Here is a 21779-nt window from a genome sequence, read left to right on the forward strand (position 1 = left end):
TTCGCACCGTCGCAACGAATCGGTCAAGCCGCTGTCGTCAAAGGTTCTTTCGGCAGTCCGGCGGATCGGCGAGGCCCTGGTTTTCGGGACTTAGCAACTCTTTCTTCAAGAAGGTTTTGTCCCCAATGGGAACGGTCGCGGCCCTGTCGGCGGAGGTCGGGTCGTCAGGAACCGACTTTTCGACGGCCCCCTCCGGGAACCAACACATTTTCAGCAACTCGTCCTCGCCGATGATCTCGCCCTCCCCCACCGGCTCGCGTTGGGCCCCGGAGATGTTGTAAGGACCTCGGAGCGGTGCCTCCGGATCTTTGGCGAAATCCGTGCTCATCTTCCCGATCTCGAGCTTAATGTCGACGTCGCCCAAGTTGTCACTCGAAGGCGTGAATCCCACGGGGCTCTGGTTCAAGTCCTCCGCCATCCCACGATGCACGTAACCGGGTTGCCACGTCTTGCGATGAATCTGATCCAGTTGATCGATGTAGATCGGTGCCCAATCGATCCATGCCACGCCAAGGCACGACTCCTTGTACCTTTCACATGAAGCGCGGTTGTTCGTCTCGATGGACCAGACATCCGGATTCTTCGCATGCCGCTGCTTCACGACGTCGTAGGGCCGCTCGTTGTCGATGTTGCCAATCACGATGTCAGCACCCGCGTCGAGGGCCTGCTCGGTCAACACCGTCTCGCGATATTTGCCATTGACCGGGCTCCCCGGATCGAACCAAAAACCGACCCATCGAATGTCGACTTTGATGTTGGGGTTTGCCCTTTTCGCGCCGCGAATGAAGCCATTGGCCCGCACCACGCCCTGGGGAGAGACGTAACCACCAATCCACGCAACGCGCCCCGTCTTGGACTTCTTCGCCGCGACGTAGCCCGCGATGTACCACGACTGCTGCAGCTTGACCCAATACGAGCCCAGATTGGGCGGGGTCACCGTTTTGTTGTAAAGCTGCAAAAACGTCACCGCAGGGAAATCCTGCGCCAATTTCGCCATGGGCGCGGTGCCCCCCTGGGACGTCTGCACGATGACGTTGGCCCCCTTGGCGATCATGGTACGCGCCGCGCTGTTGACCTGATCGTCCGTGACCACGCTCAGCGTGAAATCCGTCGACAGGTAGGGGAGCGCTTGCTCCGCAGCCTTTCGTCCCTGATCTTGGATGTAGCTCCAACCTTGATCCTCGAGAACGCCGACGTACATGAAACCGGCGCGGAGCGGGGTCGAGCAATAGCCCGTTTTCTGGACGCACTTCGTGGGCGAGGGGCAATCACCATCGCCCGTGCACTTCGCGCTGCAGAGACCTTGCTCGCACACGCCGGCGTGGCAGTCGCCGTTCGCGGTGCAAAGACTCCCAATCCCCTTTCCTTCGATCTCTTTCTCGACGACGAGCGAGCAACCTCCCGCATTCAGCATGGTGCTGCCGAGAAGGATCACGAGGCCCGCCCTCGCAACGTGCCAACCTACCCTCATTGTCCGGTACCCCTTCCTTTGGATAAGCCAACCAAAGATGGGGCAATTGTTCCACGGAGCCCTTCAGGTGTCATCATTGCTGTGGCGCCCCACCCTTCGGTTCGGCCCTCGCGATCGATGTGAAATTACCAACCCAACCGCCTGGGCTTGGACATAAGCTCACGTCCGCATGAAGGACTTGAGTCAAATGACGCACGTTCCAGTGGGAACGCTACCTAACCGGCGAGAAAGGAGCACGCGTATGCTCATCTCCGTCGGTGTGGTGATAGCCCTTGCCGCTTTTTGGGAGGCTGCAAAGGCTCTGTTCGATATCCCCGTCCACAAGCTGCCCCACATTCATCAGATCTTCGCCGAGTTCTTTCGCGAGAGCGGCGATGGGCAGTGGATGCTCAGCATCATGCTGGAGAACGCCGGGGTGACCGCGGGGGAGGCGGCCATTGGCTTCGTTCTCGGCGGCGTGGCGGGATTCGCGTTGGCCCTCGCCTTCGCGCGCTCGTCGCTGGTCGAGCGTGGATTGCTGCCTTACGTCATCGCCTCGCAGACGGTGCCCATCTTGGCCATCGCGCCGATGGTGGTCGTGTGGCTGGGCACCTCGTGGGTCAGCAAGGCGGTCATCGCGGCGTATTTGACCTTCTTTCCGGTGACCATCCACGTGCTGCGCGGCCTCAAGTCGGTCGAGCGCGAGGCGGTGGCCCTCATGGAGTCGTACGCCGCCAGCCCCACACAGATTTTCTTCAAGCTGCGCCTGCCCGCGTGCTTGCCCTACTTGTTCACCGCCCTGCGCATCTCGGCGACGGCCAGCGTCATCGGCGCCGTCGTGGGCGAGTTGCCCGTGGGAAGTCAGTACGGCATGGGCGTGGTCATCATCAACGCAGCTCAATATTACAACTGGCGCCCGGCCAACCTGTGGAGCGCAATCTTGATTTCGGCCTTGATTGGTATTGCCTTTTACGCATTCGTCGCCTTGATGGAACGCCTCATCGTCACATGGAAGCCCCGCTCCTCCGCTTCCGAAGGTGAGGCCGCGGTATGAGCTTCGTCATCGAAGTCGACGCCGTCAGCAAGCTGTATGGCAGCGGAAAAAGCCAGGTTCGAGCCTTGGTCGATGCCACGTTGAAGATTGCCCCTGGCGAATTCATCTCGCTGATTGGGCCGTCGGGTTGCGGCAAATCCACCTTGCTGCGCAACATTGCCGATCTCGACCAGCCCACGCACGGGACGATTCGCATCAATGGCAAATCCCCCCGCCAGGCCCGGCTCGATCGCGAGTTCGGCATGGTGTTCCAATCGCCGGTGCTCTACGAGTGGCGCACGGTTTTGCGCAACGTGCTCTTGCCGCTCGAGATCATGGGCGTGCCGTCCGCCGAGGCCAAGGAAAAGGCGCGGGCGATGTTGCGGCTCGTGGGGCTCGGCGCCTTCGAGAACCATCACCCGTGGCAGCTGTCTGGCGGCATGCAGCAGCGCGTGGCCATCGCGCGGGCGCTGGTGTTCCACCCGCCGATCCTCATGATGGACGAGCCCTTCGGCGCCTTGGACGAACTCACGCGCGAGCGCTTGAACCACGAGCTCTTGAATCTCTGGCAACGCCAGGAGAAGTCCACGGTGGTCTTCGTCACGCACAGCATCCAGGAGGCCGTGTTCCTGAGCAGCCGCGTGGTGGTCATGTCGCCGCGCCCCGGGAAGATCGAGACCATCGTGGACATCGATCTGCCGCGCCCGCGCACCGCGGAAATGCGCGATCAGCCGCGCTTTTTCGAGCTGGTGAAAGAAGTGCGCCACTCCTTGCGCGAGGACGAGCCGCTGGCCGTGGTCGATGGGGCGGGAGCATGAAGAGCACCTGGATACGGGAGTACCTCCCGGCGGCGTTCATGTTCGTGTTGGCCATCGCCGCATGGGAGGTGCTGGTGTGGGCGCTGCACATCCAGTTTTACCTTTTGCCGGCGCCGCACGTCATCGTGGAGACCTTGGGGGAGCATTACCCTTTGCTCGTCGAGGCCGGTTTTTTCACCTTTCAAGAAGCGCTCATGGGGTTTGCGGTCGGGTGCGGCCTCGGTGTGCTGGCCGCGGGCTTGGCGAGTCGATGGCCCGCCGCCTCAGAAATCGTGTTGCCCTATGCGATTGCCACCAGCGCGGTGCCGGTGATTGCGCTCGCACCGCTGGCCATCGTCTGGTTTGGTGTGGATCAAGGGTCGAAGGTCGCCATCGTCACCATGATGACCTTCTTTCCGACGTTCATTTCGGCGTTGCGCGGGCTGTTGAGTCCCTCGGCAGCGTCCGTCGAGCTGATGCGTAGTTATGCGGCATCGGACGTGGAAATCTTCCTGAAACTGCGCCTTCCCGCGAGCTTGCCGTACATTTTCACGGCCTTCAAAGTGTGCACCACGCTGTCGATGATCGGCGCGGTGGTAAGTGAATACTTCGGCGGACGCGCCGCGTCGCTCGGTGTGTACATCAAGAGCCAAGCGAGCCTGTTTCACACCCGCGAGGCGTGGGCCGCCATCTTCGTGGCGTGCGCATTGGGCATTGGCTTCTACTTATCGATGGCATTGCTGGAGCGACTAGTCGTACCGTGGCACGTCACGTTCCGGCGGAACTGACGAGAGCGAAAATACTGGAGGGAGTGCGCTATGAGTCGAGGATCCATTTTGTTGGCTGCATCGGTCGCGTTGGGCGCGATGGCCTTGTCGGCCGCCGGATGTTCCAAACAGGACAAGGCGGCAGTAGGTGAAAGCGGCAACGCGGTCGAAAAGGCGGACAAGGTTCGCCTGCAGCTCAAGTGGATGACCCAGGCCCAATTCGCTGGATATTACGCGGCCAAAGCGAAGGGCTTCTACACGGAGGAGAAGCTCGACGTATCCATCCTTCCGGGCGGGCCGGACATCGTGCCCGAGCAAGTCGTCGCCGGCGGCGGCGCGGAGTTTGGAATCGATTGGCTCCCCAGCCTTCTCTCCGCCCGCGAGCAGGGCACGCCGCTCGTGAACGTCGCGCAAGTGTTTCAACACAGTGGCATGCGCGAGGTGTCCTTCAAATCGTCGGGCATCAAGACGCCCGCGGACTTGAAGGGCAAAAAGGTCGCCGTGTGGTTCGGCGGCAACGAATTCGAGCTGCTCGCCACGCTCGACAAATACGGGATCGATCGCAACAAAGACGTAACGTTGGTGCAGCAGCCGTTCGATATGAACCTGCTGGTCACGAAGCAGGTCGTAGCCGCCGCCGCGATGACCTACAATGAGTACAAGCAGGTCTTGGACACGGGCGTGAAGCCCGAGGATCTGTCGCTCATCGACTTCAACGAAGAGGGTACGGCCATGCTCGAGGACGGGATCTTCGCCCGCGAGGATTGGCTGGCCAAAGATCCGAAGAACAAGGACATCGCCGCCCGCTTCCTGCGTGCATCGCTCAAAGGCTGGGCAGCCTGCCGCGACAACGCGAACGAGTGCGTCGACGTCGTGCTGAAGCAAAGCCCCACGCTCGGCAAAGATCACCAGGCGTGGATGATGGCCGAGGTCAACAAGCTGGTGTGGGGTCCGCCCGCGGGCCCCGAGCCGGGCATGATGGACAAGGCCGCATTCCGGCGCACCGCCGACATCGCCCTGAAGTTCAAGGTCATCAAGAAGCCGGCCGAGGACAGCGCCTTCACCCCCGAGATCTACGAACTCGCGAAGAAGAAGTAGGAAGCTCAGAAGATTTGATTGAACGGGAAGACGGGAAGACGGGAAGGGAACCTGCACGCGCGGCACAGAAGGCTTTTTTTAGGGTTTCCAATTCGCCCACTTGGCGGATTGGAAACCCCAAAAACCTTCCCGTCTTCCCGTCTTCCTGTGAATTTCTCTCTTAGGCCTCAGATCTGGCGACGGAGCTGATCGGCCAGGGGGTGCAGGACGTCCGCGGTGGTGCGGCCGACGAGGCTGTAGCCCATGCCCTTGTCGGCCCATGCGAAGCCAATGAACTCGCCGAGCGTGTGCTGCGACATGGGGCTGTCGCGCTCGAGGGACATGGGGCGAACGAACATGACGAGGCGTGTGCCGTGGTCGTCGTCGTACATGAAGAGGCCCGCAGGCCCATGTGACGTGGCCACGAGACGCCCGCCGATGAAGCGATACCCCGCGAGGTTGGGGACGGCGACGGGATGCTGCAAACGCTTCGACACCCAGCCGAGCAACTCCTCGCGCCCCTCGGCGCGAATCTCGACTGGGCGCACCAGATCTGGTTCGTACACCGCGTAGCTTTCTGCCGCCTCTCGGGCGAGCAGCGCCGTGCCCACCGTCCCCGGTGCGGTCGCATCGTGCAGCGACCAACCCGCTGCGCCGCCCAGGGCCAGAAGAAACACGGCAGCTCCAGCAAGTCGGTACGAGCCGGCATACGAACGCCGTCGCGCCTGGAGCGCCTCACGCCATGATTCGCGTTGATGGAGATCCTTATCCGTGATCGGACGATCCATGAGCATTCGATCCTCCGCCTTGAGTAACAACGTATCGCGTGTAAGCGACGAGCGCGACATCAGCGTGCGCATCGGATGTCTGGCACCTGAGCCGACAGCGTTGGCCTGACGCGTTAGAAACCGCAGCAGAACCCAGACATTCGCAATCAAGTTGCATTAACATCTTCGGTGCGTCTAAGGTCCCACGCGTGAGCTACGCGATGGTTCGAAGCCCCGACGGGCTCGACGAAATCCTCCATACTTCCATCAATGTTGCCGTCTGGCAGCGCAGCCTCTCGGGGCCGCTCGCATCGTGGCTCCAGCGTGTCGCCGGCGCGCAGAGCTTCGCGACACAGACCGTGCTCGACGCACGCGCACCGCGTTGGGAGCCGCTGCTCGCGCCGCTTCCTGAGAGCGCGCAGCGTGCGGAGCTGCACCGGGATCTACGGCTGCTCTTCGAGCGCTTCGTGGGGCTTACCAATGCAGATGCCGTCCGCGCCTCGTTCTCGGTGGTCACCACGAACAGCTGCGGCAAGTTCCACATGGATTACGTCGGCCTGCGCCTCTTGTGCACGTACGCGGGCCCGGGCACCGAATGGGTGCCCGAGCACGCCGTGAACCGCGCGGCGATGGATCAGCCGTGGGAGGACGTTACCGTCATCAACCGCGCCATCGTTCCCGACGCGCGCCGTGTGCGCCGAACGCGGCCGGGGCACGTGCTGCTCTTGAAGGGCGCGAAGTTCCCGGGCAACGCCGCGCTCGGCGCCGTGCACCGCTCGGCACCGATCGAGCATCAGGGCGCACGGCGCATCGTTCTCGTGTTCAACGAGGCCTGAAGCGTAGTACGCCTGGGGCGATGAACGACGTGGCCGCGCGTATGGACCGATTGCCCATCACGCGAACGCACCGCATGGCGACCTTCGCAGTCGGCCTGGGCCTCTTCTTCGACGTGTACGAAATCTTTCTGGCCGGTGTGATCGGCCAGGTGCTGGTGCGCGATTTCCACATGCCCAAGGACTGGCTCCCCGCGCTTCTCGGCTCGGGGTTTCTCGGCATGGCCATTGGCTCCAGCGCGCTGGGCCGCTTGGCCGACCGCGTAGGACGCCGGCGGGCGTTCTTGCTCGGCCTTTGGGTCTATTCGCTTTTCTCGTTCATCGGTGCCTTCAGCACGGGCCCGGTCATGCTCCTGGCAACGCGCTTTCTCGCCGGCATTGGCATCGGCGCCGAGCCACCGCTCGCCGATGCGTACATGGGCGATCTGCTGCCCGCCAAGGAGCGTGGCCGCTACACCGCGTGGGCCTACACCCTGGCGTTCTTTGGCGTGCCCGCGGTGGGTTTTCTCGGGCACGGCCTCACACCGCTCGCACCGTTGGGCATCGCCGGTTGGCGGTGGATGTTCGTGCTCGGTGCGCTGGGCTCGATCATTCTGTACCCGCTGCGGCAGCGACTGCCCGAGTCACCACGCTGGCTCGAATCCGTGGGACGGCATGACGAAGCGCGCGCGCTCGTGGCGCGCCTCGAGGCCGAGGCGGCGGGACCACTCCCGGAACCCGTGGTGGCGGTCCGCGATGCGAAGGAGCGCGAGGAGACCGCGCGGCTGCGCGATCTCCTCGTGCCACCGTGGCGCCGCCGCCTGGGCATGATGACCGTGTTTCAATTGCTGCAGCCCTTCGCGTATTACGGATTCGGCACGCTCGTACCGCTGGTTCTCACGGCGAAGGGATATCCGATGAAGTCGCTGCAGTTCAGCGCCTTTACCTTTCTTGGCTATCCCATCGGCTCCATGATTTCGCTTCCCATCATCGAGCGCTTCGAGCGCAAATACGTGGTGGCCGGCGCACTCGCCTTGATGGCCATCTTCGGTATTGCCTTTGGCACGGCGGTGTCCACAGTATGGGTGCTCGTTCTGGGATTTCTCTACACCACCACCAGCAACGTCTTTTCCAACGGCTACCACATCTACCAGGCAGAAATTTTCCCCACCAAGCTTCGCGGAGCAGCCTGCGGCACCACCTACGCCCTCTCACGGCTCTCCAGTGCGGCCATGCCCTTCGTGCTCGTCCCCATCTTGGACGCCCACGGCGCCGCCGCCCTCTTCGTGGTGGTCGCCTCGGTCATCGCCCTCAACGCATTGAACATCACCATCCTCGGTCCCCGCACCACGGGCCGCGCGCTCGAGCACATCTAGCGCACGGCGCACGCTCAGGGCCAATTGGCCCCGCATGTCTCGAGAGACGATGCAAGCTTCGCATTCCGATAGGAACGCCAGCAGGCGGTGTGATGATCATCGATCGCGCCCCCGTAAGGAGGAACCTGATCCCTTGCAATCAGGTCTCGGCAGTGCGTTGCATAGTCCGGATTATCGAGCATCAAGGCTTCCCCCAGGTCGTCGGCATTCAGGCCGAGGACTTTTGCAACGCGCACCGCGGCCTCGTCGGCCTCGTCCTCTCTCGTGTAGATGCGCAGCTCCTGATACTTGAAGGTCGGGTCTGCAAAATGGGCTCGAAGTCGCGTTTGCGCGATGGCTCCGAGCTTGAGGATCTTCGTGACGATATTGCTCGGAGATCCCTGGGGGTCTGCCTCGTCGGCCTCGACCTCCACCTGCGAGAGGCCGAGGTACCTCCGGAGCTGTGCCTCGTTGTTGCCTATTTTGGCAAGCGTCTTGGCGGCATCGGGGTCTTCGCGCATCTCGCGCTTCGCGTAGATGACGACCTCTCGAAAGGTGGCTTTGACGTGCGCGAGACAGCTCGCTTCGGCACTGGCGTACCGCTTGGTGGCGGTGTCGAGTTTGCCCGCGTCGGCCCCGAGGTCAACGTCGAGGTCATCCGTCTTGTGCGCCCGGACGGTCTGGAGGACCTCGCTGTATGCTGCTGCAGCTTGGGTACAAGCTGCTTTGTTCGTGCTCGCCGACGACTGGGCGGCGTGCAAGTATCCGAGGTACCGCAAATACGCGGGGAGCGCCTTCTTATCCTCCATGAATGACGTCCCAAGATACGGGGTCGGAAAACCATTGAGCTGGGGCACCACGACTTGCCCGATGCGTGAGCCTATGTCCTGAATGAGATTGACGTGCCCTTCGATCAAGGGCTCGCTCGGCTCGTATGCCCCGAAGATCTTCCCCTGTTCGCCTGTGGACTCTCGATAGTAAATGGGCTTGAACACGTCGGGATTGCCATTACGAAGGAGCAAGTGCGCAAGCTCGTGGGCCGCCACGAGCTCGATCCGTGCGTCGCTCATGCCATCAGAAAAGATGCCGCTGAAATAGGTGAAGATCCACGGGGCCGTGCGGCGTCCGTCTGCCTCGGTGATGATGGGTGTGCTGATGGCGAAGGCGTTGATATTAGGGTCGTCGATCATCATGATGCGCGGAGGCCCCGGCATGTCCTGGGTGGCCTCGGGATAGATCTTCTGGAATGCGGCGTACGCTTTCGCGGCGGCCGCCTCGCCACGTCTTTGCAGCGCGCTTCCAGGATCGAGCCACTTGTAGTTGTTGAACCCCGTTCGGAGCGCCTGCACCGCAGCAGCATCCGATTCGAAAACATGGAAGTATTTCGTATTCGCAACATCGAAAGATTTGTGCTTCGTCGCGCAGACCTCCTGCGCCGCCACCCCCGGCTCCGTCCCGCCGTCCGAGCTGCATGCGGACACGCCCGCGAGGGAAAGGCACACCGTCGCAAGCGCGCGCGCTGTCGTTGCACGAACCATCGTTGTTCTCTCCAGGTTTGGATGGGCGTCGCCGTCGCTCGACGGGCTGACGACGCTGAGGGCTACGAAAGTCCCTTTCGGCGATGCCGGGTCGGTCCGCTAGGCGGACGGGAACAAAAAGCTCTTTTTCGTCGAAGTCGAGCGCACTTTTCCCTTCACTCGACCTCAATGGTCACCATCGAAAAGGTGTCAGACAGACATCTGCGCTCCGTTTCCCTGTCTTTCTCGCTTTCCGATATCCCACTGCGCGGGCAAAGTTTCACCATGATGAATAAACCGTTTGGTGCGGGCTTCCCCAAGACTCCGCCCTCAGCGGTTATCGGCGTCCGGAGCCCGGACCCGGTGCAGCGAACGCAGTCGCTCAAGATCATTTCGAGATCGTATTGGAAGCCGATCTACAAGTACGTCCGCCTTCGCTGGCGCAAGCCCCCCGCCGAGGCCGAGGAGATCACGCAGGAGTTCTTCGCGCGTGCACTCGAGCGTACGACGTTCCAATCGTACGATCCGGGCCAAGCGCGATTTCGCACCTTCGTTCGCATGTGCGTCGATCGTCTCGTCGTCGACATGGATCGTCAACACCTCGCCAAAAAGCGCGGTGGCGAAGTGACCCTTCTTCGGCTCGATTTCGGTCTTGCGGAAGAGGAGATCGAGCGTGAAGCTCCAGTCGCCGATCCCGAGGCCGTGTTCGACGCGGAGTGGGTAAAGTCCCTGGTCGAGACCGCGGTCGAATCGCTTCGCACGGTTTGTGAGCGTGAAGGAAGGAAGGTCCACTTTCGCGCCTTCGAGCTCTTTCACCTGCGCGACGACGCGGAGCGCTCGACCTACGAGACCATTGCCTCCACGCTCGGCATCTCGATTGGGGACGTCAACAACCGCCTTTCGTACGCACGCCGAGAGTTCCGCGCTGCGTTGCTCGAGGCACTTCGGGACTGCACTGGAAGTGAGCAGGAGATGCAGGACGAAGCGCGGATCGTGTTGGGGCTTTCCTTGTGAAGCGTTCGCCGAGCGAAATCATCGACTCGGTGCAATGGGAAACACATCCCCTGGTCTTCGCCGGGCGCTTCGACATCGAGGGTGAAGTGGGATTGGGCGGCACCAGCATCGTGTACCGAGCGCACGACCATGTAACGGGGGCACGCGTCGCCCTGAAGGTTCTACGCACGAGCAGTCCTTCCGCTTTACGAAGGTTCGACGCGGAAGCACGCGCACTGCAAACGCTGAAACACCCGGCAGTCGTTCGCTACGTTGCGCATGGGGTCAGCAGCGACAGCGAACCATACCTAGCGATGGAGTGGATCGAGGGCGAAACGCTTGCCGGGAGACTCCAACGAAGCGCGCTCGACGTGCACGAGGTCGTGAAGGTCGGCCGGCGCATCGCCGAGGCGCTGACATCGGGGCACGCGCTCGGAATCCTTCACCGCGACATCAAACCGAGCAATGTGCTCCTCCCAGATCGAGCGATCGATCAGGCCAAGCTCGCCGACTTCGGGCTTGCCCGATCGATCGGCGTCGAACGAATCGCCGACGGGGACTCCAACAAGACCGCGACGGGAACCATCGTCGGAACCCCCGGGTACATGGCGCCGGAGCAAGCGCACGGCGTCGCGGATCTCGATGGGCGGGCCGATCTCTTTTCCCTCGGGTGCCTCCTCTTCCGCTGCCTCACCGACGCGGAGGCCTTCGAGGGCTCGCGCGCGCTCACGTCGCTTGCCAAGCTGGTACTTCTCGAACCTCCGCGCGTGGCCGATCTACGTCCGGACATTCCGGCAGCTCTCGACGAGCTGGTGGCTGCGTTGCTCGCGAAGGAGCGGGACCTTCGCCCGCCATCGGCGGAAGCCGTACGCGAGGCACTCGAGCGCATCGAGGGCGAGGTGCAGACGAGCGCTGTGCCGGCCTCGCGCGGAAACTTGGAGCTTTTGCCTGGCACCGTCTTCGGTCGCTACGTCCTCGATGGGCCCCTGGGTGCCGGGGGCATGGGCGAACTGTTTCGCGCCGTCGACACGACCTTGAACCGGCCCGTCGCGCTCAAAGTTCTTCGCGGCTCACCGAATCGCGAAACATCGGCACGACTGGTTCGCGAGGCGCGTGCGACCGCGGCGTTGAGCCATCCGAACATCGTGACCGTCTACGACGTCGGCGTGCACGAACAGATTCCTTTCTTGGCGAGCGAGTGCATCACCGGCAAAGACCTCCGCACCTACGTGGGCGATCCTTCGGTGGACCTGCGGCGGAAGCTTCGATGGATGATGCAGGTCGCGGGCGGCCTCGGCGCCGCGCACCAAGCGGGCGTGGTGCACGGTGATGTGAAACCGGACAATGTGATGGTCGGAGACGATGATGCGGTCAAGCTCGTCGACTTCGGTCTCGCGACGGCGGTGCCCGCGGGCGTCGTGGGAACGCCCGCGTACATGGCGCCGGAGCAGATTCGCGGCGAACCGCTGGACGGGCGCACCGATCAATTTGCGTGGGGCGTGACGGCCTACGAGCTCGTGACCGGAGGCCTACCATGGCCCGACGACGACCCTCTGGTGGCGATGGCCTCGGTGCTCGAAGGGCGGCCGCACGATGCGCCCTTGCCTCACGAAGTCGCCGATGTGATTCGACGAGCCATGAGCAAACGGCGTGAGGATCGCTACCCAACGATGGCGGCGCTCCTCGCAGCACTCGAGCCGAGTGAACAGGTTGTCCCCGTGCGCAAGCGATTTCGCCACCTCGGATGGATCGCAGCGGCCCTGGTGGCGCTGGGGCTCGTGCTTCATGCGCCCCTGCCGCAGCGGGCCTCCACGCCGACCGCCATCTCGGTGCCGAGCCCTACGTCGGTCGTTGCGCTCCCGGTGTCTGCAACGTGCGCCCCCGCGGCTGCCGAGCTTCATGAGGAAGGGCTGAAGGCCCTTCGTGCAGCGAATTGGAAGCGAGCAACGGCGTACTTCGAGAAAGCGGCCGCCATCGATCCCGCGTGCCCCGAAACGCAACTTCGCTTGACGGTGATTCCGAGAAAGCGCTGGCCTAGGGCGCGGCAGATCGAGCAGCTCGGCCGAACGCTGTCTCTGCGCGAAAAGCTCAGCGGCCGCGATCGTCTCGTGCTCGACGCGTTCGCCCTGCTGATCTCGCCCGAGTTTCCCGACGACAACGGAACCACTCGGCTCCTCGATGAAGGCGTGCGCCGATTCCCCGAGGATGCGGAGCTTCGCGTCCTCGCGGCGCTGCGGCATTCGGCCGTCGCGATGCTCCCTCACGAGCTCGAAGATTTGCTCGCGATGGTGCGTCGAGCCACGGAAATCGATCCCCTTTATGCGGACGCCTGGCAGTTGGAGTCGCACATTCTTTGCCGTCTCGGCCGCCACGACCAGGAGATCCTTGCGCTCGATCGATGTCTGGACCTCTCGCCGGAAGCGGTCGACTGCATGGAGGATCGCAGCGTCGATCTGCGTCGCACCGGTCGCTGTAGCGAGGCGGTGACGCAGGCGCGGCACTGGGTCGCATCGGAAGGGGACCAGACGTGGGCCCACCGCGAGCTCGCGGACGCACTGGCCGGCAGCGGCGCATCGCGCGAGGCAATCGAAGAAGCGCTCTCCTTGCGGTGGAAGAATCTCTCCCCCGAAGCGAGCGAGCTCGCGCGCCTCCGAGATTCGGCCGAGCTCGAGATCTGGACGGGTGACTTCGAGGCAGCGCTTCGCATCACCGAACAGTTGGAGCGTCGAGTGCGTGGCTCGGCACTCATCGAAGAACACCTGTCCGCGGCACTCCTATCCGTCGAAGCGCTGCGCGAGATGGGACGAGGCCGCGATGCAGCCCTCATTGCGGAACGTTTTTTCCGGCGCAACGAAGTGTGGATCCGCGGCGACGCGCTGGCCTTGATATCCGAGTACGCGAAACCGTCTCTTTTCGCCACGGCGCTCGAGCATGGCCGGCTGACCCCGGAGGCATGGAAGGGCGCGACCGACCTTTGGGAGCAGAACACTCGGGTGAAGATCGACAGCTTCAAGCGTTGGGTGCTCCGATGGGGCCCCGCGGTCGGATCTCGCATTCAGGCGACCGAAGCCATGCTTCGCGACCCTCGCCACGAGGCGGGGTCCGTCCCAATGGTGGACAATGAGCCCGTGAATATGGGTGTGCTCGAGGCCTACGAGGGGCATATGCGTTTTCTTGCGGGCGACGTCGCGGGGGCGATACCTCTTCTCGAAACCGCAGCACGGACGTGTCAGGGAATTCAGCGCGGCACACTCCACGTGCAAGCGCACCTGTGGCTCGGCGCAGCCAAAGAGAAGGCCTCGGACATCCCCGGTGCGTGCGACGCGTATCGTTTCGTCCTGCAGCGATGGGGTGCGGCGCGCCCGCGTTCCGTGACCGCCGACGAGGCAGCTCGGCGCAGCCGCGCGCTCCGGTGCCCTCTCTAAGGCGCCATCAGATACCCGGCCGCGAGTGCGTACAACTCCTCCTCCAAGCCGGCGAGGAGCTCGGGACGACCGTTCACCGATTTGTGGACGAGCGCCTCGAGCGCCGTCTCCAGCACCAAAGCCGCGCGCACCGGATCGCGCTCGGCCGGCAAGCGATGGCGGTGCGCTTGCAAGAGGCGGGCGATCGCCTGCTCGATGCAGCGGCTCGCAGCCATCGCTTCCGCGACGCGGCCGACGCGGGGCACCTGCTCGTTGAGGATGCGGTGGAGTGCGGGATCCATCGGCCGCGCGCCCATGGCCGTGCGCACGAGAGCGCGCAACCCGTCCTCCAGTGACGCACAACCGGCGAGCGCCTGGTCGAAGTCGGCCGCGAGCTTCGCGGCTTGCTGCTCGATGAGCGCCGCCACCAGCGCTTCCTTGTTGGGGAAGTACTGGTACAGCGAGCCAATGCTCACACCGGCCCGCTCGGCCACGCGCGCGGTGGTGGTCCCCTCGTAGCCATGCTCGGTCAAAACCTGAGCCAGCGCGTCCATGAGCGCATCGACGGTGGCCTGGGAACGCGCTTGGCGAGGCCTTTTTCTCGGGTTCGTCTCCATCGAAGTGCGGCCGCCGGAATGCGATTGGCGAAGCCGGTTTCACATTCCCATATTGAGCACATGTCCGCAATACAGACCGGCACTTCATTCCATATTGCCAGCGCCCTCGAGGCCATTACCGATCCCGCCCGGCCGAGCATCCTCGGCGACTATGCCGTGGACGGCACGGCCATGCTCGGGGTCATCCGCATCGCGCAAGATCGCACGCACGGCTTCTGGGAACGCCACGACGGCGGCGACGAGCTGCTCGTCATCCTCCAAGGCCGCTGCACGATGACCTTGCGCCCAGCCCAAGGGCCCGAGAAGGCGCACGAACTGGGCCCCGGCGACGCGCTTCTGATCCCCAAGGGAGTTGCACACTCGGGCAAACTGCACACGCCCGAGGCGCGAATCTTGTTCATCACGCCGCGCGAGGGCAACACGGAGTGGAACGATTAGACCTTCGTCTCGGAGGAATGGAACGATCGGCGTTTCCTACGAGACGAAGAATCTTGCCCAACCGCCAAGAGCGTCAAGATTTCGTGGGGCCGTGAACAACTGGTCGATGATGATGGAGGTTACGGGCATTCGCGATTTGCGATTCGCGATTTGCGAATCCGTGCCTCTCCCCCTCCGGCCTCGTCCGCGTCGGCGTTTTCAGTGCGATGCCATACGGCCCGCCCCTGCGGGCGCGGAATGCCATGCGGCGCGGGGCACGTGCGATGACGCGAGAAAGCATGGCATGAGCACCCGCTTTGGGGCGGGCAGCAGCGCGAAATGAGGACATGGAGAGCACCGGAGAGCGCTGCCGGGTGGGGCAGCTTCTCTTCTTCCGGGGATAGTTAAGCCAACGTGCGGCTCTTCGTCGTCTACTTGAGCGCGGCCTTGACCTGGTCCGGCGGTTTCGTCTTCGCCGATTCGTCCATGGCCACCTTGGTGACCTTGCCCAGCTTCACCTTGATGGATCGCTCTTGGCGGAGCGGCCCCAACTCCGCCACGACCACGTGATGGCCCGGATCGAGCTCGATGAGGTCACCGTCTTCGTAGCCTTGCGGCAGCGGCTCCTCGTCGACCGAGATCTTCGCGCCCTGGGCTGCCTCGACGAGAATGCCGCCTAGCTTCTTGCGCGCTTCGGCCAGGCGCTTGCTCGCGATTTTCTTCTTCTCCTGCGTCACCGACGGGTCTTTCAACGCGGCATAGGTGTGCAGATGGCGGGCGGCATCGAGGTTCCTTCCCGTATCCAGTTCGGATAGGGCCAGGTTCCATAGAATCTTCGGGCTGGGATAAATCGTATAGGCCTGTTTGAAGGCGAGCCATGCACCGGCCACGTCGCCCACGGTGTGGCGCTTCACGCCTTCTTCCTGGCGCGCCTCGGCCTCCGCGCGAAGCTTGTCCATCGTGTCGTCCCCGCCGCGGGGCTGGCATTGCACGCCGATGTGCCCTGCCGCGGTGGGGGAAAACGTTTTCAGCACCTGCAGCCGGCTGGCCAGACGCCCCAACCCATCGATGGAGGCGAGCAGCACCTCGCTATCCTCGTTGTCGCGCGCTTGGTTCACCGCGGCGATGTAGTCGTTCAGCGCCTCGCACGGGTATTTGAGGTTCTCTTCGCAAAGCGCGATGTGAAAGCGGATGCCCGGGGTCATCTTGATGGCGCCGGCGCGCTGCAGTTTCTCCCGCGCGGCCGCCCAGTCTTGCGCTTCTTCGTCCTTGATCGCCCCGGCGAAGAGCCCGCGCGCGGTCTCCAGGTCTGCCTCGGAAGGATCGGCGCCGGCCGCCGTCGCGGGGGGCCCGGCCGCGGCGGAGTGTTTCACGCAGCCCGCGGTAACCAGCGTGGCCAGCGTGAGGAGACCGGCCATGGAAACGAGGCACGATGCCGAAAAGAAGCGTCGCTTTTGGTGTGTCACGCGCTGGCGTTCGGGCATCGCAGCTACCCCTCCGGTGATACTTCTTTTGAATTGCGCGGAAAGTGACAGGTGAAGCCTATCCCGACGACGCCAAAAGGTCACAATTTTAATGGGTAAGGTCCGCGCCGAACGCGCGCAAGATGCGCCAGTGACTGCACACCTCCAAAGCCCCAACCTGCTCAAGCTCGTCGCGCGTTCAGGCTTTCAGTGAGAACGGAGTGAAGTCCGTCCCCCGATCGTAATAGTCCTCGTGTTCGGCGCGTTTGAGCCAGGCCACGATCTTGTAGGTCAGTGGGGTGAAGACCACTTCGACGCCGACCTTCAGCAGGAATTGCGCGGCCATGATCATCGGCAATTTGTCATCGGGGATGACGCCGCTTCCATAGAAGGCCAATGGATAAAAGAGGAGGGAGTCGACCGCCTCGCCGCACAAAGTCGAGCCAATGGTGCGCATCCAGAGGTGTTTTCCCTCCGTGCGAATCTTCAATTTCGCGAGGACGTAGGAATTGACGAATTCCCCGCAACAATAGGCCACCAGTGACGACGACGCGGTTCGCCAGGTCGAGCCGAACGCAATCTCGTAAGCATCTTGGTTCTTCCAGAATGGCGCCGGCGGCAACTTGACGATGACGAAGGCCATGAACGATGCAAACGCGAGCGCGGCGAACCCCGACCAAATGACCCGCCGCGATCGCGCAAAACCGTACACCTCCGTGAGAACGTCACCGAACACGTAGGAGACCGGAAAGAACAACGCGCCGGCGCTGAAGGAGAGCGGCCCCAGAACGGGCGCGTCGACCTGCGCGATCTTGGCCGGGCCAATGAGGTTCGAGCACACGAGGATGATCACGAAGGCGACCATCACGAACTCGTAGTAGCGGTAACTTCGGGGTGCGGGGCTGCGCATGGCCAATGTCGGACGCTTTTCCAGCCCACCCGCGCCCGGGGGTCAAGAGGAAGCTGAAGGGGAACGCCCTCATTATGTAGGTGTCAGGAGGCTGTTTTCCCCTTGCCGAACGCAACCAGGATGAGCCGCGTCAAGCCTCCCAAAATGATGTAAACAGGGGCCACCATGAGCCGCATCTATCGATCGCTGCCCCCCGCTGGAACTCGAATTGGCCTCGCTTTTTCGGGCGGATTGGATACCCGCGCCGCCGTTGCGTGGATGTCGCGCCAAGGGCTCGACGTGTTCGCGTACACCGCGGACCTCGCCCAACCGGACGAGAAGAACTGTGCAGATATCCCGCCCATCGCCACCGAGCACGGCGCACGCGCGGCCAAGTTGATCGACTGCCGCGAGGCGATGGTCCGCGAAGGGCTCATCGCCATCCAATGCGGCGCCTTCCACCTGTCGGTGGGCGGCAAGAAGTACTTCAACACCACACCGCTCGGCCGGGCCGTGACCACCACGGCCATCGTGCGGGCCATGCGCGAGGACGGGGTCAACGTCTTCGGCGATGGCAGCACGCACAAGGGCAACGACATCCAGCGCTTCTACCGCTACGGCATCCTGGTAAACCCCGAGCTTCGCATCTACAAGCCGTGGCTCGATCCGGCGTTCGTCTCGGCCTTCGGCGGCCGCAAGGAAATGAGCGAATACCTCATTTCGCTGAAGCTCCCCTACAAGATGGGGACGGAGAAGGCGTATTCGACCGACTCGAACGTGCTCGGCGCCACGCACGAGGCCAAGGACCTCGAGCGGCTCGACGCGAACATGCACATCGTGGAGCCCATCATGGGCGTGGCCCACTGGAAGAAAGACGTGACCATCGAGGCGGAGCAGGTCACCGTCGAGTTCGAGGCGGGCTGGCCCACGGCCATCAACGGCGACCGCTTCGAATCGTCGTTCGAGCTCTTTGCATTGTGCAATCAAATTGGCGGGCGGCATGGCCTGGGCATGAGCGACCAGATCGAGAACCGCGTGATCGACGCCAAGAGCCGCGGCATCTACGAGGCGCCGGGCATGGCGCTGCTGCACATTGCCTACGAGCGGCTTCTCTCGGCGATTCACAACGAGTCGACCACGGATCTGTACATGACCTTGGGCCGGCGCCTCGGGCGTCTGCTCTACGAGGGCAAGTGGTTCGATCCGGAGTCGATGATGCTCAAGGACTCGCTCACGCGCTGGATCTCGCCCACCGTCACCGGGAAGGTGACCCTCGAACTGCGCCGCGGCGACGACTACACCTTGCTCGCCACGCAAGCGCCGCACATGTCCTACGATCCGGACAAGCTCTCGATGGAGAAGGTCGCGGACCCGGCCTTCACGCCGGAGGACCGCATCGGCGCCCTCGAGATGCAGAACCTCAACGTGGGCGACAACCGCGCGCTCCTTCTGCAATGGATGAACGCCACCCACGGGTTGTCCGCCGGTGAAGGCAACAAGGTCATCGCGCTGCTGGGCGGTGGCGCGAACGACGACGAGAAGAAGTAGAACCTCGCTGTCGCGAACCAAACGTATGGAAAGCTCCCGCCGGGCATGGACCGGTCGGGAGCTTTTCTTTTGCGGTTCAGCTTGCGAATGATGGGATGATTATCGCCGGGGTTGCCATAGGTCAGGTATGGAGATGCCAATCCACCCCCCTCGCGAGGTTCCCCATGAAGCGTAGTTTCTCGAGGTATTTTCGCGCAGTTGTCTCCTTGCCCGTCCTGTTCCTCTTCTACGGCTGTCAAAGCGATGCCTTAACCGAGGATGAAGGCGCTATTCATCCGATGAATGGCGCGCAGGAGCTCGCAGCGAGCGGCCCCGGAACCAACTATGCGATCGACGATCCCTTCACCGCCGCGCGCACCGCCTGGTGGCGGCAGGATCGCTTCGGGATGTTCATCCACTTCGGCGCGTATTCCCATTACGAGGGTGAGTACACCTCGCCGAGTGGGAGCGTTTGCCGCGATGCCGAGTGGATCAAACGGAATTGCAACATCCCGATAGGCGAGTACGAGCAGTTCGCCAAGACGTTCAACCCGAGCGGGTTCGACGCCGATGCGATTGCGACGCTGGCGAAGGATGCCGGGCAGCGCTACATCGTCATCACGTCGAAGCACCACGAGGGGTACGCGATGTGGCCGACGAAGGTCAACACGTGGAACCTGAGGGACCACTCGGCGTTCGACAAGACGCGCGACATCTTGGCCGAGCTGAAACGCGCCTCGGATGCGCGCGGGGTGAAGCTCGGGTTCTATTATTCCATCTGGGATTGGCACGATCCGGACTTTCCGAACGCGTCCACGTTTCCCAAATACAAAGAGCGCATGTACGCGCAGCTGAAGGAGCTGGTCGACAATTACCATCCGGCGGTCTTCTGGTTCGACGGCGAATGGGATACGACCAACCCGTACAATCCGTGGCGGGCCGAGGACGGCGAGCAATTGGAAGCGTACTTGCGCGGGTTGGATCCGAATTTGGTCATCAACAACCGGGTCGGAAAGCGGCGTGTGGCGGATGGTGACACGGGCACGCCGGAGCAGGAGATTCCAAACGAGCCGGTGCTTGGTCAATTGTGGGAATCGTGCATGACCATCAATGGGAGCTGGGGGTATGCGCGGCACGATCAGAACTGGAAATCGGTGACCGATCTGACGCGCAAGTTGACCACCATCGCGAGCCGGAGCGGCAATTACCTTTTGAACGTCGGACCGGATGCGCTCGGGCGGGTGCCGACGGAGGCGGCGACGCGGCTGCGCGGTATGGGCAGTTGGCTTGGCGCCAATGGGCAGTCGGGTGCGGTGTACCAGGCGGAAAGCCCTGGCGTGGTCGACGAGCCTTCGTGGGGCGTGGTGAGCCGCCGCGGAAGCAAGCTGTATGCATCGGTCTTCAATTGGCCGGCATCGGGCGGATCGCTGACGTTGCACGCGCGAGCCTCGTTCAATGTGACGGGGGCGCGGGTGCTGGGCAGCTCGCAAACGGTGAGCGCGACGCGCTCGGGCGATACCGTGACGATTCGGCCGAGCGGCAGCCGCGTCGGAGATCCGACGGTCATCGAATTGGGCATAGCCACGGCCGCCGCCACTCCGGTGGGGAGCGGCACGGGATTGTCCGCGCAGTTTTGGCCCAATGCGAATTTCTCCGGTGAGCCAACGGTGCGCCGCACGGATGCGCGGGTCAATTACAATTGGAAATTCACCGGTTCGCCGGCCGCCCAGATCCCGGCGGAAGCGTTCTCGTCGCGATGGACGGGAAGCATCGAGCCGCGGTATTCGGAACCGTATACGTTCGTCGCGATGTCCGACGATACGGTGCGCCTATGGATCGACGGGCAGCTGGTCATCGACAACACGTCGCCGCACGGCCCGCAGATCGATCGGGGCACGGTGACCCTGCAGGCGGGGCACCGCCATACGATTCGACTCGAGCAAACGGAACGTGGTGGCGAGGCATCGATGAAGCTGCTTTGGATGAGCCCGAATACGCTGCAGGAGATCGTGCCGGCGACCCAGCTCTATCCTTCGCCGTGAGGGAAGTCACTTAATCAAGAGGGAGCCGGAGGGGGGGCTCCCTTTTTCGCTTTTCTCCCCTTGTCTCGACCGCGCATGCACCGCGGTTGCGAAGTTTCGCAACATGTTGCTCGTGCAACGGGGAGCGTAACTTCCAATGGGTGCGCGACATGAACGCGCGATTACGTTCGAGGGTTCCGTCGAAGGTTTTGCGCCAATGGATGGTGGCGCTCGAATTGCAATGACGGGAGATCACCTTCTTAGGAGGCTTCTCTCAATGTCCACGTTCATGCGCTTATCTACCTTTTCTTATCTATTCGTTGCCCTAGCTTCTTCCATCGCCGCTTGCAGCAGCTCGGATGGCGACGGTCATGTACAACAGCCGCCACGGCCCGATGCTGGGACGGACAGCGGCATCGTTCTCAGGGCGGACGCCGGCGATGAAAAGCCGGACGCCAGCGACGGTGGCAGTGACACGGGAGATGGCAGCACCGGTGGCGACCCTCGCGAGAAGATCGTGAAAGCGTGCACCGACCTCGGCGAGGCATTTGCCAAAGCTTACTCTCGTTGCACGACCCTCACGTATCAAGAGGTCTACGACCTCTACATCGCGGAGGCTGGTGGGCCCACGTGCCCGAAGGTCGTCAGCATCCGCGACGAAGGCGAGCTTCGGGGGCAGTGCATTCCTTGGTTCGGCTCCGTAGCGTGCGCCGATCTCCAGACGACCCACCCGAGCTGCAAGGAGCAACTGCAAGTGGTCCAAAGCATGGCGCCGGAAAGCATCGCGCCGCACGCCACGGCCGATCGAAGCCTGGTGCCCGCGTTGCGCGGGCTCGTCGACGAACGATAGGAAAAATCGGAACGTCGGGAAGA

Annotated in this window: 18 protein-coding genes; 12 read left to right on the top strand and 6 right to left on the bottom strand. The window is 63.0% G+C overall.

Annotated features, from left to right (window positions below; genetic code table 11):
• Positions 1-37: 37 nt before the first annotated feature.
• Positions 38-1471 carry a BMP family ABC transporter substrate-binding protein gene (locus LVJ94_43660; GenBank protein ID WXB03790.1) on the bottom strand — a complete coding sequence of 478 codons (1434 nt, stop codon included), beginning with the start codon at positions 1469-1471 and terminating at the stop codon, positions 38-40.
• A gap of 241 nt (positions 1472-1712) precedes the next feature.
• On the opposite strand from LVJ94_43660, the gene LVJ94_43665 reads away from it, so the two are divergent.
• The 4 genes from LVJ94_43665 to LVJ94_43680 are packed head-to-tail and all read left to right on the top strand — an operon-like array spanning position 1713 to position 5145.
• Complete coding sequence (locus LVJ94_43665) at positions 1713-2504, top strand: ABC transporter permease (protein WXB03791.1); 792 nt, start codon at positions 1713-1715, stop codon at positions 2502-2504.
• Complete coding sequence (locus LVJ94_43670; protein ID WXB03792.1) at positions 2501-3301, top strand: ABC transporter ATP-binding protein; 801 nt, start codon at positions 2501-2503, stop codon at positions 3299-3301. The genes LVJ94_43665 and LVJ94_43670 overlap by 4 nt, the downstream gene beginning before the upstream one ends.
• On the top strand, positions 3298-4068 hold the full coding sequence (locus LVJ94_43675) for an ABC transporter permease (protein ID WXB03793.1): 771 nt from the start codon (positions 3298-3300) through the stop codon (positions 4066-4068). Before LVJ94_43670 ends, LVJ94_43675 begins: the two co-directional genes overlap by 4 nt.
• Before the next feature lie 30 nt (positions 4069-4098).
• Positions 4099-5145: an ABC transporter substrate-binding protein gene (locus tag LVJ94_43680; GenBank protein ID WXB03794.1), complete on the top strand. Its 1047-nt coding sequence runs from the start codon at positions 4099-4101 to the stop codon at positions 5143-5145.
• Positions 5146-5312: 167 nt separating this feature from the next.
• Here LVJ94_43680 and LVJ94_43685 read toward each other — a convergent pair whose 3' ends face one another.
• Positions 5313-5912, bottom strand: coding sequence for a hypothetical protein (locus LVJ94_43685; GenBank protein ID WXB03795.1), 600 nt, complete (start codon positions 5910-5912; stop codon positions 5313-5315).
• A gap of 188 nt (positions 5913-6100) precedes the next feature.
• On the opposite strand from LVJ94_43685, the gene LVJ94_43690 reads away from it, so the two are divergent.
• Both LVJ94_43690 and LVJ94_43695 read left to right on the top strand, forming a co-directional pair.
• Positions 6101-6727, top strand: coding sequence for a DUF1826 domain-containing protein (locus tag LVJ94_43690; protein ID WXB03796.1), 627 nt, complete (start codon positions 6101-6103; stop codon positions 6725-6727).
• A 20-nt stretch (positions 6728-6747) separates the two neighbouring features.
• Positions 6748-8079: an MFS transporter gene (locus tag LVJ94_43695; protein WXB03797.1), complete on the top strand. Its 1332-nt coding sequence runs from the start codon at positions 6748-6750 to the stop codon at positions 8077-8079.
• 14 nt (positions 8080-8093) lie between these two features.
• Here LVJ94_43695 and LVJ94_43700 read toward each other — a convergent pair whose 3' ends face one another.
• Complete coding sequence (locus LVJ94_43700; protein WXB03798.1) at positions 8094-9596, bottom strand: hypothetical protein; 1503 nt, start codon at positions 9594-9596, stop codon at positions 8094-8096.
• A 264-nt stretch (positions 9597-9860) separates the two neighbouring features.
• Here LVJ94_43700 and LVJ94_43705 point away from each other — a divergent pair, with 264 nt between their 5' ends.
• Positions 9861-10589: a sigma-70 family RNA polymerase sigma factor gene (locus tag LVJ94_43705; GenBank protein WXB03799.1), complete on the top strand. Its 729-nt coding sequence runs from the start codon at positions 9861-9863 to the stop codon at positions 10587-10589.
• A complete protein-coding gene (locus LVJ94_43710; GenBank protein ID WXB03800.1) occupies positions 10586-13993 on the top strand; it encodes a protein kinase in 3408 nt (1135 codons plus the stop codon). The genes LVJ94_43705 and LVJ94_43710 overlap by 4 nt, the downstream gene beginning before the upstream one ends.
• Here the strand turns inward: LVJ94_43710 and LVJ94_43715 are convergent.
• On the bottom strand, positions 13990-14526 hold the full coding sequence (locus tag LVJ94_43715; protein WXB03801.1) for a TetR/AcrR family transcriptional regulator: 537 nt from the start codon (positions 14524-14526) through the stop codon (positions 13990-13992). The two genes, LVJ94_43710 and LVJ94_43715, sit on opposite strands and share 4 nt — an antisense overlap.
• A gap of 123 nt (positions 14527-14649) precedes the next feature.
• On the opposite strand from LVJ94_43715, the gene LVJ94_43720 reads away from it, so the two are divergent.
• On the top strand, positions 14650-15027 hold the full coding sequence (locus LVJ94_43720; protein WXB03802.1) for a cupin domain-containing protein: 378 nt from the start codon (positions 14650-14652) through the stop codon (positions 15025-15027).
• A gap of 410 nt (positions 15028-15437) precedes the next feature.
• On the opposite strand, the gene LVJ94_43725 is transcribed toward LVJ94_43720, so the two are convergent.
• Both LVJ94_43725 and LVJ94_43730 read right to left on the bottom strand, forming a co-directional pair.
• Positions 15438-16490: a hypothetical protein gene (locus LVJ94_43725; GenBank protein WXB03803.1), complete on the bottom strand. Its 1053-nt coding sequence runs from the start codon at positions 16488-16490 to the stop codon at positions 15438-15440.
• Positions 16491-16668: 178 nt separating this feature from the next.
• Entirely contained in the window at positions 16669-17379 is a 711-nt protein-coding gene (locus LVJ94_43730) for a queuosine precursor transporter (protein WXB03804.1), read from the bottom strand.
• A 165-nt stretch (positions 17380-17544) separates the two neighbouring features.
• Here LVJ94_43730 and argG point away from each other — a divergent pair, with 165 nt between their 5' ends.
• The 3 genes from argG (at position 17545) to LVJ94_43745 (ending at position 21756) form a co-directional block, all read left to right on the top strand.
• Positions 17545-18906 carry an argininosuccinate synthase gene (argG, locus tag LVJ94_43735; GenBank protein WXB03805.1) on the top strand — a complete coding sequence of 454 codons (1362 nt, stop codon included), beginning with the start codon at positions 17545-17547 and terminating at the stop codon, positions 18904-18906.
• Between the two features lie 278 nt (positions 18907-19184).
• Positions 19185-20927 carry an alpha-L-fucosidase gene (locus LVJ94_43740; protein ID WXB03806.1) on the top strand — a complete coding sequence of 581 codons (1743 nt, stop codon included), beginning with the start codon at positions 19185-19187 and terminating at the stop codon, positions 20925-20927.
• A gap of 268 nt (positions 20928-21195) precedes the next feature.
• A complete protein-coding gene (locus tag LVJ94_43745; protein ID WXB03807.1) occupies positions 21196-21756 on the top strand; it encodes a hypothetical protein in 561 nt (186 codons plus the stop codon).
• Positions 21757-21779: the final 23 nt, after the last annotated feature.

It is taken from the genome of Sorangiineae bacterium MSr11367 (assembly GCA_037157805.1).
In the GTDB taxonomy this organism is placed as follows: domain Bacteria; phylum Myxococcota_A; class Polyangia; order Polyangiales; family Polyangiaceae; genus Pendulispora; species Pendulispora rubella.

Excerpts from the sequence above, each read along its gene's own strand:
- LVJ94_43660 (WXB03790.1), bottom strand. The coding sequence starts at position 1,471 with ATGAGGGTAGGTTGGCACGTTGCGAGGGCGGGCCTCGTGATCCTTCTC.
- LVJ94_43665 (WXB03791.1), top strand. The coding sequence starts at position 1,713 with ATGCTCATCTCCGTCGGTGTGGTGATAGCCCTTGCCGCTTTTTGGGAG.
- LVJ94_43670 (WXB03792.1), top strand. The coding sequence starts at position 2,501 with ATGAGCTTCGTCATCGAAGTCGACGCCGTCAGCAAGCTGTATGGCAGC.
- LVJ94_43675 (WXB03793.1), top strand. The coding sequence starts at position 3,298 with ATGAAGAGCACCTGGATACGGGAGTACCTCCCGGCGGCGTTCATGTTC.
- LVJ94_43680 (WXB03794.1), top strand. The coding sequence starts at position 4,099 with ATGAGTCGAGGATCCATTTTGTTGGCTGCATCGGTCGCGTTGGGCGCG.
- LVJ94_43685 (WXB03795.1), bottom strand. The coding sequence starts at position 5,912 with ATGGATCGTCCGATCACGGATAAGGATCTCCATCAACGCGAATCATGG.
- LVJ94_43695 (WXB03797.1), top strand. The coding sequence starts at position 6,748 with ATGAACGACGTGGCCGCGCGTATGGACCGATTGCCCATCACGCGAACG.
- LVJ94_43700 (WXB03798.1), bottom strand. The coding sequence starts at position 9,596 with ATGGTTCGTGCAACGACAGCGCGCGCGCTTGCGACGGTGTGCCTTTCC.
- LVJ94_43705 (WXB03799.1), top strand. The coding sequence starts at position 9,861 with ATGATGAATAAACCGTTTGGTGCGGGCTTCCCCAAGACTCCGCCCTCA.
- LVJ94_43715 (WXB03801.1), bottom strand. The coding sequence starts at position 14,526 with ATGGACGCGCTGGCTCAGGTTTTGACCGAGCATGGCTACGAGGGGACC.
- LVJ94_43720 (WXB03802.1), top strand. The coding sequence starts at position 14,650 with ATGTCCGCAATACAGACCGGCACTTCATTCCATATTGCCAGCGCCCTC.
- LVJ94_43725 (WXB03803.1), bottom strand. The coding sequence starts at position 16,490 with ATGCCCGAACGCCAGCGCGTGACACACCAAAAGCGACGCTTCTTTTCG.
- LVJ94_43730 (WXB03804.1), bottom strand. The coding sequence starts at position 17,379 with ATGCGCAGCCCCGCACCCCGAAGTTACCGCTACTACGAGTTCGTGATG.
- argG (WXB03805.1), top strand. The coding sequence starts at position 17,545 with ATGAGCCGCATCTATCGATCGCTGCCCCCCGCTGGAACTCGAATTGGC.
- LVJ94_43740 (WXB03806.1), top strand. The coding sequence starts at position 19,185 with ATGAATGGCGCGCAGGAGCTCGCAGCGAGCGGCCCCGGAACCAACTAT.
- LVJ94_43745 (WXB03807.1), top strand. The coding sequence starts at position 21,196 with ATGCGCTTATCTACCTTTTCTTATCTATTCGTTGCCCTAGCTTCTTCC.